This window comes from Vibrio paracholerae, assembly GCF_037672085.1.
GTDB classification, from domain to species: Bacteria; Pseudomonadota; Gammaproteobacteria; order Enterobacterales; family Vibrionaceae; genus Vibrio; species Vibrio cholerae.
The window spans coordinates 506,302-520,862 of record NZ_JBBHLM010000001.1 but is presented as its reverse complement, the minus strand read 5'-3'; the positions used below and the strand labels follow the sequence as shown (position 1 = coordinate 520,862).

General features: G+C 47.2%; 17 protein-coding genes and 2 pseudogenes. 11 read left to right on the top strand and 8 right to left on the bottom strand.

Annotation, left to right across the window (positions count from 1 at the left end):
* Nucleotides 1-243 carry a type II toxin-antitoxin system Phd/YefM family antitoxin gene (locus tag R4537_RS02475; protein WP_071179062.1) on the bottom strand — a complete coding sequence of 81 codons (243 nt, stop codon included), beginning with the start codon at nucleotides 241-243 and terminating at the stop codon, nucleotides 1-3.
* A 271-nt stretch (nucleotides 244-514) separates the two neighbouring features.
* Between R4537_RS02475 and R4537_RS02470 the strand changes: the two genes are divergently transcribed.
* From R4537_RS02470 to R4537_RS02435, 7 genes and pseudogenes are all read left to right on the top strand, one after another.
* Nucleotides 515-781, top strand: coding sequence for a BrnT family toxin (locus tag R4537_RS02470; RefSeq protein ID WP_000589156.1), 267 nt, complete (start codon nucleotides 515-517; stop codon nucleotides 779-781).
* Nucleotides 768-1,013 (top strand): type II toxin-antitoxin system BrnA family antitoxin, encoded by a 246-nt coding sequence (gene brnA / locus R4537_RS02465; protein ID WP_000643598.1) that lies wholly within the window; start codon nucleotides 768-770, stop codon nucleotides 1,011-1,013. Before R4537_RS02470 ends, brnA begins: the two co-directional genes overlap by 14 nt.
* Nucleotides 1,014-1,290: 277 nt before the next feature.
* Nucleotides 1,291-1,512 (top strand): DUF3709 domain-containing protein, encoded by a 222-nt coding sequence (locus R4537_RS02455; protein ID WP_071179063.1) that lies wholly within the window; start codon nucleotides 1,291-1,293, stop codon nucleotides 1,510-1,512.
* Nucleotides 1,513-1,878: 366 nt separating this feature from the next.
* Complete coding sequence (locus tag R4537_RS02450) at nucleotides 1,879-2,148, top strand: type II toxin-antitoxin system TacA family antitoxin (protein WP_148537861.1); 270 nt, start codon at nucleotides 1,879-1,881, stop codon at nucleotides 2,146-2,148.
* A complete protein-coding gene (locus R4537_RS02445) occupies nucleotides 2,145-2,678 on the top strand; it encodes a GNAT family N-acetyltransferase (protein WP_071179047.1) in 534 nt (177 codons plus the stop codon). Before R4537_RS02450 ends, R4537_RS02445 begins: the two co-directional genes overlap by 4 nt.
* Nucleotides 2,679-2,985: 307 nt before the next feature.
* Nucleotides 2,986-3,030: pseudogene (locus tag R4537_RS02440) on the top strand (DUF645 family protein); the annotation flags it as partial.
* Nucleotides 3,014-3,197, top strand: a pseudogene (locus R4537_RS02435) (DUF645 family protein). The pseudogenes R4537_RS02440 and R4537_RS02435, both read left to right, overlap by 17 nt.
* Before the next feature lie 153 nt (nucleotides 3,198-3,350).
* Here the strand turns inward: R4537_RS02435 and R4537_RS02430 are convergent.
* A complete protein-coding gene (locus R4537_RS02430; RefSeq protein WP_071179046.1) occupies nucleotides 3,351-3,821 on the bottom strand; it encodes an RES family NAD+ phosphorylase in 471 nt (156 codons plus the stop codon).
* Complete coding sequence (parS, locus tag R4537_RS02425) at nucleotides 3,821-4,273, bottom strand: type II RES/Xre toxin-antitoxin system antitoxin (RefSeq protein ID WP_071179045.1); 453 nt, start codon at nucleotides 4,271-4,273, stop codon at nucleotides 3,821-3,823. The genes R4537_RS02430 and parS overlap by 1 nt, the downstream gene beginning before the upstream one ends.
* A 288-nt stretch (nucleotides 4,274-4,561) precedes the next feature.
* On the opposite strand from parS, the gene R4537_RS02420 reads away from it, so the two are divergent.
* Complete coding sequence (locus tag R4537_RS02420; protein WP_001250180.1) at nucleotides 4,562-4,813, top strand: type II toxin-antitoxin system Phd/YefM family antitoxin; 252 nt, start codon at nucleotides 4,562-4,564, stop codon at nucleotides 4,811-4,813.
* Nucleotides 4,803-5,090 (top strand): type II toxin-antitoxin system RelE family toxin, encoded by a 288-nt coding sequence (locus R4537_RS02415; protein WP_000221354.1) that lies wholly within the window; start codon nucleotides 4,803-4,805, stop codon nucleotides 5,088-5,090. Before R4537_RS02420 ends, R4537_RS02415 begins: the two co-directional genes overlap by 11 nt.
* A gap of 222 nt (nucleotides 5,091-5,312) precedes the next feature.
* Here R4537_RS02415 and R4537_RS02410 read toward each other — a convergent pair whose 3' ends face one another.
* Complete coding sequence (locus R4537_RS02410) at nucleotides 5,313-5,825, bottom strand: RNA methyltransferase (protein ID WP_071178873.1); 513 nt, start codon at nucleotides 5,823-5,825, stop codon at nucleotides 5,313-5,315.
* 213 nt (nucleotides 5,826-6,038) lie between these two features.
* Here R4537_RS02410 and R4537_RS02405 point away from each other — a divergent pair, with 213 nt between their 5' ends.
* Nucleotides 6,039-8,393 (top strand): TonB-dependent receptor domain-containing protein, encoded by a 2,355-nt coding sequence (locus R4537_RS02405; protein ID WP_080483412.1) that lies wholly within the window; start codon nucleotides 6,039-6,041, stop codon nucleotides 8,391-8,393.
* A gap of 116 nt (nucleotides 8,394-8,509) precedes the next feature.
* Here the strand turns inward: R4537_RS02405 and tkt are convergent, their stop codons facing one another.
* Together tkt and tal are read right to left on the bottom strand one after the other, a co-directional pair.
* Nucleotides 8,510-10,504, bottom strand: a complete 1,995-nt coding sequence (gene tkt, locus R4537_RS02400) for a transketolase (RefSeq protein ID WP_071178871.1) — start codon at nucleotides 10,502-10,504, stop codon at nucleotides 8,510-8,512.
* 96 nt (nucleotides 10,505-10,600) lie between these two features.
* Nucleotides 10,601-11,551, bottom strand: a complete 951-nt coding sequence (gene tal, locus R4537_RS02395) for a transaldolase (RefSeq protein ID WP_000066347.1) — start codon at nucleotides 11,549-11,551, stop codon at nucleotides 10,601-10,603.
* A gap of 592 nt (nucleotides 11,552-12,143) precedes the next feature.
* Here tal and R4537_RS02390 point away from each other — a divergent pair.
* On the top strand, nucleotides 12,144-13,139 hold the full coding sequence (locus R4537_RS02390; protein ID WP_000078373.1) for a sugar-binding transcriptional regulator: 996 nt from the start codon (nucleotides 12,144-12,146) through the stop codon (nucleotides 13,137-13,139).
* Nucleotides 13,140-13,223: 84 nt separating this feature from the next.
* On the opposite strand, the gene sseA is transcribed toward R4537_RS02390, so the two are convergent.
* Together sseA and R4537_RS02380 are read right to left on the bottom strand one after the other, a co-directional pair.
* A complete protein-coding gene (gene sseA / locus R4537_RS02385) occupies nucleotides 13,224-14,054 on the bottom strand; it encodes a 3-mercaptopyruvate sulfurtransferase (protein WP_071178119.1) in 831 nt (276 codons plus the stop codon).
* Between the two features lie 21 nt (nucleotides 14,055-14,075).
* Nucleotides 14,076-14,444, bottom strand: coding sequence for a VOC family protein (locus tag R4537_RS02380; RefSeq protein ID WP_000067608.1), 369 nt, complete (start codon nucleotides 14,442-14,444; stop codon nucleotides 14,076-14,078).
* Between the last annotated feature and the right edge of the window lie 117 nt (nucleotides 14,445-14,561).

Sequence of the window (14,561 nt, the reverse complement as noted above, 5' to 3'; positions counted from 1 at the left end):
TCAAAGGGTGTTTAGAAAAGCGGCACCATCAACGGTTTCACCATTATCTAAGTCTTTCTGAGCAGACTCAAAGCAGTGTTTGAGATAATCGAGTTTCATGGCTTCAAGTTCTTCAAAATCCTTAATGGACATGACAACGACAGTATTTTTACTGTTTTTGCTGATGATGACAGGTTCGCGCTGTGCGCTTAGAAGAAGTTCACCAAAATTTCGTTTAGCATCATTTGCTGTTAGTGTGTGCATAGCTAGGCTCCTCACTCAAAGTTTGAAAGAGTATAGCTCATGGTGCGAAGTGTTTAAAATGATTAAATCGCATGATTTGGGTGAAAGCAAACTAACAAACGCCTCAAGAGGGACTGTCAACGCGTGGCGTTTCCAGTCCCATTGAGCCGCGGTGGCTACGGTTGTTGTGTTTGAGTTTTGTGGTAATGCGTTGTCAGCCCCTTAGGCGGGCGTTAGCCGTCATCAATAAACAAAGTTTGCCTAATGAGTAAAAAGGGTGTAGTTTTTACTCATGATTAAATTTGAATTTGATGAAAACAAAAGCAGAAGTAATCTCGAAAAGCACGGTATTGATTTTCATACAGCTCAAGGGTTGTGGAATGATTCAGATCTTATCGAGATCCCTGCTAACACGAGTGATGAGCCCAGATATTTGGTTGTCGGCTTACTAAACGGTAAGCATTGGTCAGGAGTAATTACCTACCGAGGTACGAATATCAGGATCATCTCAGTTCGGCGTTCACGGAAAGCGGAGGTAAGCCTTTATGAAAGCGCATGAATTTGATGCCAAGTTTGAAAGTGACGACGATGATATCGTAATGGACTTGGATCTATCGCAAGCTAAAAGACCGATGCATAAGCAAAAACGAGTCAATGTGGATTTTCCAGCCTGGATGCTTGAGTCCTTGGACAGAGAAGCGAGTCGTATTGGTGTAACACGTCAATCAATCATTAAAATTTGGTTGGCAGAAAGGTTAGAGAGCGTGTCTCATCATTCAAGTGTGAGATAAACGGCTAACAAAGCATTTAAGAGGGACTCACAACGCGTGGCATTTTTGCCATGCGTTTGTTTTTGTGATGAATTTGCTATGCATTGAGTGCTTTTGTGCGTTGTCAGCCCCTTAGGCGGGCGTTATGCTTAATCCATAAAAATCAGCAGTTTGCCGCTGTCGATTCCTCTGGCATTTCGTTCAGGTATTGTCGGCAATTCAATATTGTTTTTCGCTGCCTAATGAAGCAGCAATGTGTCTGGCGTTGTAAATTCTGAGTGATTGCCTCATTGGGTTTTTGCGTCCACACGAGGTGAGTTTTGCTCTCTCAAGTCGCTTTGAGCAATTTGGTGCCTTTACTTATGGGCTGAAAGTCTGTCGGCAATTGAGCATTGTTTTTCGCTGCCTAATGAAACGGCAATGTGTCTGTCGCTGTAAATTTCAGTGTCATTGCCTCATTGAGTTGTTGTGCTCATGTGTGGTGAGTTGGTTTGTCGGAGAGGGTTTCCACATTGGCTGATTTGTAGGATGAAACTCTGCATTGGTCAGTTCATAAGTAAACTTTGATTCAGTTCCAATTCGAGAAACTCTATGGTTTGGCTAATAATTTCAATGGTTTATTTTTGAGTTGTTTCAAGTGTAAAGTGTTGAAGCTTAAGCATAACAAACGCCTCAAAGGGACTGCCAACGCGTGGCGTTTCCAGTCCCAATGAGCCGCAGTGGTTTCGGTTGTTGTGTTTGAGTTTAGTGGTAATGCGTTGTCAGCCCCTTAGGCGGGCGTTATATTCTCTCTCGTTCCGTAAACCTTCCGTACGAATTGAATGTGCTTTAAGTTTGGCCTATAATCGCCCAACTGACGGAATGTATCCGTACGTAGGAGGGGTTTGTGGCAACGGCACGTTTAGATATCCGCCTTGATGAAGAGATCAAGGCAAAAGCCGAAAAGGCATCGGCTTTACTTGGTTTAAAAAGTCTCACTGAATATGTGGTGAGACTTATGGACGAAGATGCGACTCATGTTATTGAGGAGCATGAAAGTATTATGGTTAAAGACAGTGTTTTTGACGAGTTTATTGCTGCGTGTAATAAAGTAAAAGCACCGAATCAAGCTTTGCTTGAAGCTGTTAAATTTACAGAGAAGAGCGGTATCAAGTGAGTTGGGGCAAAGAGTTTGTAGAACTTAGTAAATCAAAGCATGACCGCGACTCATTTGACTGTGGTGAGCAAGAGCTAAACACATTTATCAAAACTCAAGCTGCAAAGCACATGCAAGCAGGTATTAGCCGAACAATGGTTTTACCTAGTGCTCAACCACTGTTAAATCAAAAATTCGCTATTTGTGCCTTTTATAGTGTTGCACCGAGCTCAATCTGCCGAGAAACATTACCGGCACAATTAGCAAAGAAACTACCGAGGTATCCAATCCCTGTTTTTCTGTTGGCTCAGTTAGCTGTGCACAAAGAATTTCACGGTTCTGGACTTGGAAAGGTCAGCCTAATTCGTGCGCTGAAGTACTTATGGGAAGTGAATCATCACATGAGGGCATACGCAATAGTTGTGGATTGTCTGACAGATTGCGCTCAAGCGTTCTATACGAAGTTCGGCTTTGAAGTATTGTGCGAACATAATGAGCGTATTCGTATGTTCTTACCGATGAAAACGGTAGAACAACTTTTTAATCAATAGGCTACGAATATAACAAACGCCTCAAGAGGGACTGTCAACGCGTGGCGTTTCCAGTCCCATTGAGCCGCGGTGGTTACGGTTGTTGTGTTTGAGTTTAGTGGTAATGCGTTGCCAGCCCCTTAGGCGGGCGTTAGCTTCTTAAAGGCTGGAATCATCAAAATCCAAACTCAATCGTTCTGAAAAATAAGCTTTTAGCGTTCAAATTGCACAAGTTGGCTTCCGAGTTTGTCTGATTCTGACTTGGTAGAAAGTGTTGAATGCTCAGCAGTTTCAAAGTCGCTGAAAACCATCAAGTCTCGATGCTTCAATGTTGTTGGATGTTCAACACTGGCAGCTTGGTTTCACAAAAAGCAGCATCGTCGCTGAAATCGCACGTTCTTTGTCGGAAATGCAGTAAGTGGCCAACTTAACCTTGATCGCTGCAAGTTTTGGCAGCTCACTTCACAGCTTTTGGCGTTGGACGTGTGTTTGAGTGATGCTTTTGCTTTCAAGCAAATGTGTTTAAAAAGTCATTGGTAAACAATGGGCTACGAAGCTAACAAACGCCTCAAGAGGGACTGTCAACGCGTGGCGTTTCCAGTCCCAATGAGCCGCGGTGGTTGCAGTTGTTGTGTTTGAGTTTAGTGTTAATGCGTTGTCAGCCCCTTAGGCGGGCGTTAGGGCTCAAATCTTCTACTTGAAGATCCGTTGATCAAAGCTGAAATCCAGTTTCTCGGCTTTGTTAAATATCTCGGACATAAGTGGATGATTTGGATTAACGACATAGTTGCGGTCTCTGGGGGAGATCGTTGATGGAACTTGAAGTGCTGCAAATTCAGGGTTTTCTGCCTTTAAAAACTGGTCTCCAATCTCTTGCGTTTGTTCATTGGCGGGTATTGCCCTCCAGTTGTTTGGTAGATCCTCATTTTCTAGTTGCACAATCAGCTCATCAGGCACATCAATTCGATAAAGGTCATATTTATGAATGAGTTCCGGATCATTGTTTATGTGCACAAACACCTCAAGAACACACAACGATTCCGACTCAGCAAAATAAAGCGCTTCAATCCCTTTTGAATTCCATCGTCCTCCGAATAGCTTTGCTCCCATGGGATTAAAAGGCGTGTCTGCAAATTTCTTCTGAGTGAGCCTGTACATCTTCATTAAGAGAAGACTCCATGCTCAACACGACCAATGAGATCTTTAACGGTTTCGAAGTCGACAGTTGTTGCAATCATATCTAGTGGACGCTTTCCGTTAAGACCATAGATATTCTCACGCATCCATTCTAATGCGCGCTGTTCATTACCAAAAAGGTCAGTGGCAAGTTTGATAAGCATGGCAAGGCGATACATAACATCACTCTCTTGAGTGCTGAACCGCTCTTCATTCTTGAGTCTACGCTTTATTGTGCTGATTGGGATAAGAGTAACGTTATGAAACTCGCTCTGAGACAATTTGGCTTTCTCAACAATATTGCGATAGACAATCGGTTTAAAACCTTGATGTATAGCGGTATTCTTTGATGTGTCTTCGTCTTCAATGCCAAGTGTATACCAAAAGTTAGGTTGGTAAGATGGCTTAGGTTTAAAGCTTTTGAGTGTAGTATTAGCCATAATAGTGATCCTTTTGGTTCATATGGTCTATACATATTGGCTCAATTGGACTTTGTGGTCAACCTTAAAGAATTTGCGCCCTAACAAACGCCTCAAGAGGGACTGTCAACGCGCGGCGTTTCCAGTCCCATTGAGCCGCGGTGGTTACGGTTGTTGTGTTTGAGTTTGGTGGTAATGCGTTTCCAGCCCCTTAGGCGGGCGTTGTGCCGCAATCGCAAAAAAACAACTATCACAGAATTAAATTAAGGTCTAAAATTAGGTCTTATTTTGATGCTTATATGGTGTTTTATGAGACAAGTTTTAGCGAATTGCTCTGCAAGTATTTCAGAGTTAAAGAAGAACCCAACAGCTTTGTTGAATGAGGCTGATGGGTCTGCAATTGCAATTTTAAACCACAACAAGCCAGCGGCTTACCTTGTGCCAGCGGAAACGTATGAGTATCTCATCGATATGCTCGATGATTATGAGCTTTCCCAAATTGTCGATAGCCGCCGAGCGGACTTATCACAAGCTGTGGAAGTAAATATTGATGACCTATAAGTTAAAGTTTCTGCCGGCTGCGCAAAAGGAATGGAGTAAGTTAGCTCCGACAATTCAGAGTCAGTTCAAGAAGAAGTTAAAGGAACGGTTAGAAAATCCGCATGTCCCTTCGGCTAAGCTTCGAGGATACGACGCTGTTTACAAGATTAAACTTCGTACGGCGGGCTATCGTTTAGCTTATGAGGTTATTGACGACGAGATAGTTGTCTATGTCCTTGCTGTCGGTAAACGTGACAAAGATGCTGTCTATAAAAAACTGGCTTCACGCTTTGGTTAGCGGCACAACAAACGCCTCAAGAGGGACTGTCAACGCGTAGCGTTTCCAGTCCCAATGAGCCGCGGTGGTTTCGGTTGTTGTGATTGAGTTTTGTGTTAATGCGTTGCCAGCCCCTTAGGCGGGCGTAAGGCTGGCGTGGAATACCCCCTCCCATCCTCCCCCTAGAAGGGGGAGGGGCATAAAGCATTTTTGTTATCGTTAAACGTAAAAAGTGAACGCGGTTTAGCTTTTCACCTTCAACCGATTTTTATTATCTCGATTGGCGATCACTTGTGCTTGATCGTCAATCTCACCGAGGCTTTTGGCTAAACGGTCATACAGCACAACATTGACGGTGGCGGCGAGGTTCATACAGCCGTGGGTGGGCACGTAAACCACATGATGCGCTTGATCAACCACCTCTTGCGGCAGCGAACCATCTTCGGGGCCAAACAGATAAATCGCTTGTTCTGGATGGGTAAAGTGAGGCAGCGCAGTTGCACCTACCGCCAGCTCGACACAGACGATTTTGACTTCACTATCCAATCCCGCAGTGAGATCGTCCATCTCGACCAATCCAATACGTTCATGGCTATTTTGAGTGTCGGTCTGAAATTTCACGGCGCGAGCATAACGCGTACCGTTGTAACGCACTTGAGTGGCGTTGTAGCAGCCAGCGGCACGCATTACTGCGCCGACGTTGGTTGGGCTTTTCGGGTTGTGCAATCCAATAATTACGGTGGAAGAGGTGATCATTGCGGTGGTTCTACTTCTGTGTTGCTTTGATTTGAGCTTGGCTCACGAGTGGCGCGATTGTCGCTCTAACACGAGAGAAAAGCCAGTTGATCGCTCCATCTGAGCATTGACTCAGGAGAATTCATTAAGCAATCGATTGCTAATTTTGCTTTTGTTCGGTGGCGATAAATGGCTCAATCAGAGTAAATCGTGCGCAAACGATTGATCGTATGAATATTTGTGGGAGCAAGGTCACTAAAATCATTATTACAAATTGTTGATAATGGTTATCAATTGCATCAGTATTCGTGCTTTATTTTTGACAAGGATCAAATTATGCAGTTGAAACCTTTGTTCACTCTTCTTCCTGTCGTTTTGAGTAGTGTCGTTCAAGCACAAGAGAATACCGAGCAAGCCGTCGATGAAACCGTTACGGTTCATGGTCAATCGATTCCCACCGATCAACGTACTCGTTCTGATTTAGATAAAGTGCGCAGTATTGCCAACGCGGATATTTTTTCCGGCATCACGAGTGTGCAGAGTAATAACATGCACAATGAAGCGGGGGCATTGGATATTGGCATCCGTGGTGTGCAGGGCGAGGGGCGTGTGCCGATCTTTATTGATGGGAGTTTGCAGTCCACTCATACCTCTCGTGGCTATCAAGGGGTGAGTGATCGCACTTATATTGATACCGATTTGCTCAGTTCATTGACCGTCAATAAAGGGGCAACGATTGAGAGTTCACCTTATGCCAGTGGCGCGGTGGGCGGTGTGGTGAATGCCACGACCTTGGGTATCAAAGACATCATCAAAGATGATCAAGCCTTCGGTGTGGTACTGAAAGCACGCGCCAATAACCACAATCGGACGCCTGATGTTTCGAGTGATTACTCGGAACAAGGCCAATACGCGCTTGATGAGCGAGGTGAGCATTCTGCATTTAAACACGGTTCACTTATGCTTGGATTGGGCTATCAGGCCGAATCATTCAATACGGTACTGGCGTACAGTAAGCGTTCAAAAGGCAATCACTTCGCTGGCAAGAAAGGTTATGAGGAGTATCAAGAGCCTGTTGTTGGGCAAGGGCAAGAAGTCGTCAATACCAGTTTTGAGAGTGACTCTTGGCTGTTCAAACTCGCGAGCGACACTGGCACGGCACACAATGCCGATTTTAATTACCGTCACCATGCGCAAAAAGCGGGTGAAGTGCTGATGGCGTATTGGTACAAATCTTCAGAAGATTGGGAAGGGAACCCATACCCCGATGGCAAAGACAGAATGCCGCAGTGGGGGCTAGGAACCGCCAAAGTGAATACCTACAGCGCCAATTACTATTACCAACCGGATCATCCTTGGCTCAATTTGAATGCTAACTTTTGGTACACCGAGGCTGATCTGGCGCAATACAATGGGCTTTGGGCGCTAGGAACCAACGCGGAGCAATATTTTCATGCATATCACAATGATCGCTCTGGTTTGAGTCTGACCAATGAAACCTTACTGACTCAGTGGCCAGTCAGGCTGAATTATGGTTTGGCTCAGCAGAATGAGCGTTTATCTCCCGAAGAAGATGGGCAAACCCGCTTTACCAAGACGGTGACTTCCCGCCACGGAAAACGCACGGCGCAGAACCTGTTTGCAAATGCGGATATCGATTACTCGCCGTTGAGAGTTCAGCTTGGCCTCAATCTGCACAATGCCAAGTCAACCGATTATCAAACCAAGCAGCAGTTAGACTACAAGGAGAAGCTCGATCTGCTCAGTGAGTTCACCTACGCCTTAACACCTAGCACTCAGCTGTTTTTGAAATCCTCACGCACTTATCGTATGCCGAGCTTGTATGAAACAACGCTATCAAATGAGGTGTTCAGCTATAACCCATACAACCCGATCAAACCGGAACAAGCGTGGAACAATGAGGTTGGCGTGCAATTTATGGCGTCGGACAGTGTGCTGCAGGATGATCGTTTGAATCTGTCGGTGTCCTATTTCCGCAACAGTATTAAAGACTTCATTTCAGGTGGACGATTGGCGAAAACCCCGGGTATGTCTGAATGGCAGGCGAACTTTACCTTCACCAATTATGATAAGTTGCAACTCTCTGGTTGGGAGTTGGGGGCTCATTACCAATATGCTTGGTTGTACACCCACTTCGCGGCGACCTTGTACAGCGAGACAAAGATTTGTTCCGTTCAACAAGCGCAATACGCGGAGAGTGATACCTGTAATTCGCTCGGATTTGCATGGGGATTAACCCCAACGCGTATTCCGCCAAAACAGAATTTGTACCTGAATGTGGGTACGAAATTCTTTAACGATACGCTCGATTCTGGGGTGAAAGTTTCTTATCACTCAGGCAAATCAAACCCTAGTGATTGGTTGGCGGGCACGGCGGCCAATCCGATCCTTGAAATTCCGTCCGATTACACGATTGATCTCTATTCACAGTACGAGTTGAATGCCAACACCCAGCTGTTCTTTGCGGTCAACAACGTGACCGATCGTTATCAAGTGCGTCCGGGGTCTGTGGTCAGCATGCCGGATCCGGGGCGAACCATTACGCTCGGATTTGAAATCTCTTATTAAGCGAATCGTTTAAGTCTCGTGCTATAAAACAAAAATCCCGCCGCAGCGGGATTTTTTATCATCGATTTTTCTTTGCGTAACTTTCTTTGCGTAACTTTGAAATAAATCGCTTTTAATTACGCCAGCAGTTCTTTGGCTTGTTTCACTACGTTTTCAGTCGTGAAACCAAACAGTTTGAACAGCTCACCCGCAGGTGCGGATTCACCAAAGCTGGTCATACCGATGATGCGACCACCAAAGCCAACATACTTGTACCAGAAGTCGGCAATACCGGCTTCAATCGCGATACGCTTGGTGACTGCCGCTGGCAGTACCGCTTCACGGTAGGCTGCATCTTGCTTATCAAATGCGTCGGTCGATGGCATAGAGACCACGCGAACCGCTTTGCCTTCGGCGCTCAGTTGCTCGTAAGCGGCAACCGCCAGTTCCACTTCAGAGCCAGTCGCAATCAGGATAAGCTCAGGTTGGCCTGCACACTCTTTCAGGATGTAACCACCCTTAGCGATGTTCGCGACTTGCTCAGCGCTGCGTGGTTGCTGCGCGAGGTTTTGACGCGAGAAAATCAGCGCAGATGGCGCATCTTTACGCTCAATCGCCAGTTTCCAAGCCATTGCCGATTCCACTTGGTCACATGGACGCCATGTGCTCATGTTTGGTGTCATACGCAGGGAAGCGATTTGCTCAACCGGTTGGTGGGTTGGACCATCTTCACCCAGACCGATAGAGTCGTGGGTGTACACTTGGATGTTTTGCACTTTCATCAGTGCCGCCATACGCATCGCGTTACGCGCGTATTCCATAAACATCAGGAAGGTTGCACCATAAGGCACAAAGCCACCGTGCAGCGCGATACCGTTGATGATGGCCGTCATACCAAACTCACGCACACCGTAGTGGATGTAGTTGCCGGAGAAATCTTCTGCTGTGAGAGACTTAGAGCCAGACCACATGGTGAGGTTAGAAGGCGCCAAGTCAGCTGAGCCGCCCATAAATTCTGGCAGCAGTTTGCCGAACGCTTCCAACGCGTTTTGTGATGCTTTACGCGATGCGATATTGGCAGGGTTAGCTTGCAGGTTAGCGATAATTTCGCTGGTTGCCGCTTCCCAATTCGCTGGCAGCTCGCCTGCTACGCGGCGTTTATATTCAGCAGCTTCGGCTGGGTAAGCTTTCGCGTAAGCCGCGAATTTCTCATCCCAAGCGGCTTCTTTACTTGCGCCTGCTGGTTTTGCATCCCACGCTGCGTAGATGTCCGCTGGGATTTCAAATGGAGCGTATTCCCAACCCAAGAATTCACGGGCGGCTTTGATTTCATCGTTGCCCAGAGGCGCACCGTGACAGTCGTGTGAGCCCGCTTTATTTGGAGAGCCGAAACCGATGATGGTTTTGGTACAAATCAGCGTTGGGCGAGAGGTTTCTGCTTTCGCCGCTTCAATCGCAGCGTTAATCGCATCTGCATCGTGGCCATCAACCGCAGGGATCACATGCCAGCCGTAGGCTTCAAAACGTTTTGGTGTGTCGTCTGAGAACCAGCCTTCCACGTGACCATCAATAGAAATACCGTTGTCATCCCAGAATGCAATCAGTTTGCCAAGGCCAAGTGTACCCGCCAGTGAACACGCTTCGTGCGAGATACCTTCCATCAAACAGCCGTCACCCATGAACACATAAGTGAAGTGGTCAACGATGTCGTGACCCGGTTTGTTGAACTGCGCTGCCAGAGCTTTTTCAGCAATCGCCATACCTACGGCATTGGTGATGCCTTGGCCTAGTGGGCCAGTAGTGGTTTCGATGCCCGGTGCGTAACCATATTCTGGGTGACCCGGTGTTTTTGAGTGCAGTTGACGGAAGTTTTTCAAATCGTCAATCGACAGCTCGTAGCCGCTCAGGTGCAGCAGCGAGTAAATCAGCATAGAGCCGTGGCCGTTAGACAGTACGAAACGGTCGCGGTCAGCCCAATTTGGGTTTTGTGGGTTGTGGTTTAAGTGTGAACGCCACAGCACTTCGGCGATGTCCGCCATGCCCATTGGGGCTCCCGGGTGGCCAGAGTTAGCTTTTTGGACGCCGTCCATGCTCAGGGCGCGGATAGCATTGGCAAGTTGTTTGCGATTCATAGTGTTACTCATTTCAATAAAGGAGGTTGAACGGAGTGCGTTCAACAAAAATAAAAAGCAGAAAGAAGCGAGCCGGAGCTCGCTTCAAAATCAGGATTACAGCTTAGCCGCGATCATCGCTTCCAGTTTGCCTTGGTCAACCGCGAAGTTACGGATGCCTTCAGCCAGTTTCTCAACGGCCATAGCGTCTAGGTTGTGTTCCCACAGGAATTCGCTGTGCGTCATTGGAGCAGGGCGAGCTTTAGAGCCTTTTGAGTCAACCAGTTTTGCAACCAATTCGCCTTCAGCCGCTTCAAGCTCAGCGAGTAGCGAAGGTGCGATAGTCAGGCGGTCACAGCCAGCCAGTTCTAGGATCTCGCCAATGTTACGGAAGCTTGCGCCCATCACGACAGTTTTGTAGCCGTGCTCTTTGTAGTAGTTGTAGATCTTGGTCACTGACAGTACGCCTGGATCTTCGCTTGCCGCGAAATCACGACCTTCTTTAGCTTTGTACCAGTCCATGATACGGCCAACGAATGGAGAGATCAGGAACACACCTGCTTCAGCACACGCACGCGCTTGTGCGAAAGAGAACAGCAGAGTCAGGTTACAGTTGATGCCTTCTTTCTCAAGAATTTCCGCCGCGCGGATACCTTCCCAAGTAGAAGCCAGTTTGATCAGGATACGATCGTTGCTGATGCCCGCATCGTTGTACATTTTTACTAGCTGACGTGCTTTCGCTACGCTGCGCTCGGTGTCGTAAGAAAGACGCGCGTCAACTTCAGTCGAAATACGACCCGGAATGGTTTTTAGGATTTCTTTACCGATGTTGACCGCCAGCATGTCACAAGTGTCTTGTACTTGTTGTGCTTTGTCGTTGCTTTGAGTTTTTGCGTAGGCGATAGCTTGATCAATCAGAGGTGCGTATTCAGCAATCTGCGCAGCTTTTAGAATCAGAGAAGGGTTAGTGGTTGCGTCTTCTGGCTGGTATTTTTTGATCGCATCAATTTCACCAGTGTCGGCCACGACTGTGGTCAGTTTACGAAGTTGCGCTAATTTATTGCTCATTTCGATCGTCCTATTTCGTTGGGCTTATCTGCCGATGAGGGTCAGATAGGGCAAGCAGTTGAATGACTCAATCACTTTATACCCTTCCTATTTGAAACTGCAGCGGTGTTGGCTACGTTCGTTCACCCCAATCACATAGTGCATCTATGCTCATGGGGATGAACTCACTTGCCGCCTACCTGCACCTCCAAGTAGTTTGGGTTGATTTAGAGAGTGCGAGCCAGTAAATGCAAAATTTTCAGCGCCCGAACTTTTGCTCTGAACATTTGCTCGTTCGCTGAGTAAATGATGGAGCCATATTTATCCTATCTGTAGGGAAAGTCAATTCAACAACCCGGTTTATGACGCGTTGAGCGGAGTTTTTTTTCGCCTTCGCAGCCCTTGTTGACATTAAATCGTTTGCTCAAATTTGGCCTCACCATGGGCTATCCATCAAAGGTGAGAAAACCACACTGAGAAAATGTTATGACTAAGATCATTTGCTCACTCCAAAAAGGCGAGTAACATAGCGCGCATACTGATGTTGAGCTGAATGTTGAGCGCAATGTTGAGTGCTGCGGCATGCAAGGCCGCTGCCATAGAAGGATAGCCCATGAGCCAAATTCCAGAGATTTCGGTTGAAAGTACCGATCTGCTGACTGAAATCGCCGTCTCTTATTATCAAGATGGTGCAACACAGGAAGAGATTTCCAAAAAATACACCATTTCACGCGCCAAAGTGGGGCGGTTGCTCAAGCAAGCCCGTGATGAGGGGATTGTTGAAATTACTGTGAAATACCATCCGGTGTTCAGCGCCAAAATCGAGCAGCGCTTGATTGAGCGTTTTGGCGTGCGCCGCGCCTTGATTGCCCTTGATCAACCCAATGATGAAGCACAGCGCCAACAAGTCGCTGGCTTGGTATCCAACTATCTCACCAGCACGCTAAAAAACGGCATGGTGGTGACGGTTGGGCAGGGGCGTAATGTGTCGGCCGTAGCACATCATGTTGGGGTGATCACGCCGCGAGATTGCAAATTTGTGTGCAGCATCGGCGGCATTCACCCACGTGGCGGTATGTTTAACGCTGACCACATTTGTCGCCAACTCGCAAAAAAATACGGCGGCAGCTCGGAAACCTTGTACGCGCCAGCTTACGCAGAAAACCCGGAGCAGAAACGGGTATTCATGCAAAACAGTACGGTGAAGCAAACCCTCGACCTTGCTCGTAAAGCGGATATCGCACTGGTCGGAATTGGTGATATGAGTGAAAACAGCTACATGGTTGACCTTGGCTGGTTTACGCCGGAAGAGGTGGTGCAATCACGCCTGAACCAAGGTGTGGTCGGGGATTTCGCCGGGCATGATTTTTTTGATGTGCACGGGCGCATCGCCAATACCGTGATGAATGACCGCGTGATTGGCTTGGGGATTGACGAGTTCCGCCCAATTGCTGAAGTGATCGCAATTGCCGCAGAAAACAGTAAACCGCTTGCTCTTTTGGGCGCACTGCGCACCGGCGCGATTGATGTGATTGCGACTAGCGTGAGTAACGCTTTGACCGTACTCAACTTAGATGAACAGATGCAAACGGCATTATCTGCGTCTTAAATCGCTATTTAATGGATATTTTGTAGGCCAATTTCTGTAGAAAAGAAGTGCAGCGAGCTCCGCTGCACTCTAACGACTTAGACATTACTCAATCGGCAGATCTTGCCGTTGTCCCCATTCTGTCCACGAACCATCGTAAACCGAGAGGTTTTGATAGCCGCACACATACGCCGCGAGCAGCACAATACATGCGGTCACGCCTGAGCCACAGCTAAACAGATACTCTTGGGCGGTGTCGGGCAACATATGAGTCAGTAGCGGGGGTAACTCGGCTTGCTCTTTTAGCTTGTGACCAGTGATGAGCTCTGCAAAAGGCAAGCAGGATGAGCCGGGAATATGCCCACTGCGCACGCCGGGGCGAGGTTCTGGCACTTCACCGAAAAAGCGCGCTAATCCACGTGCATCAATGGTTTGGCTATGTGGATTATCGATCTGTTTGAGAACATAACTCGCATCAACAAAGGCTTGTGGGTTGAGTTTGCCGTCAAAGTTCCCTTTTGGTGTGGGTTCACGATAGTTTTGAGTGACGTTGTAACCCTGAACCTTCCATTCGGTTAATCCGCCATTGAGGATATACACCTTGTGATGTCCCATGGCCTTGAACATCCACCATGCTCGGGGAGAGGCAAACGTGCCGCTGTTGTCGTACACCACAATAAAGGAATCTTGGTTGATACCCAGTTCGCGAGCGAGAGTGTTAAAACGCTCCTCAGAAGGCATCATGTGCGGCAAGGGCGAATCAGGGTCGCAAAAGACTTTGTCGTAATCAAAGCGCTGCGCATTAGGGATCTTGTTGACCCAATCTTTTTCAGACTCGGTTGGAATTTGAAACTCGATGCTGCTATCGAGGATCACCAAATTGGGGTCGTGCAGATGTTGTTGCAGCCATTGCGCCGTGACGAGTGGGGAGGTCATTGTTATTCCTTATTTTTGTGATTACCCAATACGTTGACCAATACGCCACAGAACATCACTCGGGTCAACCAAACAAAACTCCAACATGCCCCAAGGTTGAGTGATGAGATCAGTCACTTTGCTTTCAAAACGTTCTTCCAATTGCAACGTTTTGACGTGATCGAACCAGCTTTGCGCATCTTCCACTAACAGATGCATCATGGTGTTGCCTTGATGGGGGCGCTGATGGGTGTTTTGCAGCAAAAAGGCGCATTGGCCTAAACGCAAATAAGCCACATCGCCAAATTCTGTAATCAGTTCAAAACCGAGGGATAAGTAAAACTGTTTGGACGTGGTGAAGTCCTGAGCGGGAACGAAAGATTTAATTTCCAAAACGTTGAGATTGGACATGGCTCAGCTCCTCTATTTGATCTTATTCCCACCATGCTTGAAGCTGCAGGGTATTAGCTGCAACTCCAAGTCATGTGGGTATAACTTTAGTCGGCTTTAGAGGATTTAACTTCGCCA

Excerpts from the sequence above, each read along its gene's own strand:
- R4537_RS02475 (WP_071179062.1), bottom strand. The coding sequence starts at position 243 with ATGCACACACTAACAGCAAATGATGCTAAACGAAATTTTGGTGAACTT.
- R4537_RS02470 (WP_000589156.1), top strand. The coding sequence starts at position 515 with ATGATTAAATTTGAATTTGATGAAAACAAAAGCAGAAGTAATCTCGAA.
- brnA (WP_000643598.1), top strand. The coding sequence starts at position 768 with ATGAAAGCGCATGAATTTGATGCCAAGTTTGAAAGTGACGACGATGAT.
- R4537_RS02430 (WP_071179046.1), bottom strand. The coding sequence starts at position 3,821 with ATGAAGATGTACAGGCTCACTCAGAAGAAATTTGCAGACACGCCTTTT.
- parS (WP_071179045.1), bottom strand. The coding sequence starts at position 4,273 with ATGGCTAATACTACACTCAAAAGCTTTAAACCTAAGCCATCTTACCAA.
- R4537_RS02420 (WP_001250180.1), top strand. The coding sequence starts at position 4,562 with ATGAGACAAGTTTTAGCGAATTGCTCTGCAAGTATTTCAGAGTTAAAG.
- R4537_RS02415 (WP_000221354.1), top strand. The coding sequence starts at position 4,803 with ATGACCTATAAGTTAAAGTTTCTGCCGGCTGCGCAAAAGGAATGGAGT.
- R4537_RS02410 (WP_071178873.1), bottom strand. The coding sequence starts at position 5,825 with ATGATCACCTCTTCCACCGTAATTATTGGATTGCACAACCCGAAAAGC.
- tkt (WP_071178871.1), bottom strand. The coding sequence starts at position 10,504 with ATGAATCGCAAACAACTTGCCAATGCTATCCGCGCCCTGAGCATGGAC.
- tal (WP_000066347.1), bottom strand. The coding sequence starts at position 11,551 with ATGAGCAATAAATTAGCGCAACTTCGTAAACTGACCACAGTCGTGGCC.
- R4537_RS02390 (WP_000078373.1), top strand. The coding sequence starts at position 12,144 with ATGAGCCAAATTCCAGAGATTTCGGTTGAAAGTACCGATCTGCTGACT.
- sseA (WP_071178119.1), bottom strand. The coding sequence starts at position 14,054 with ATGACCTCCCCACTCGTCACGGCGCAATGGCTGCAACAACATCTGCAC.
- R4537_RS02380 (WP_000067608.1), bottom strand. The coding sequence starts at position 14,444 with ATGTCCAATCTCAACGTTTTGGAAATTAAATCTTTCGTTCCCGCTCAG.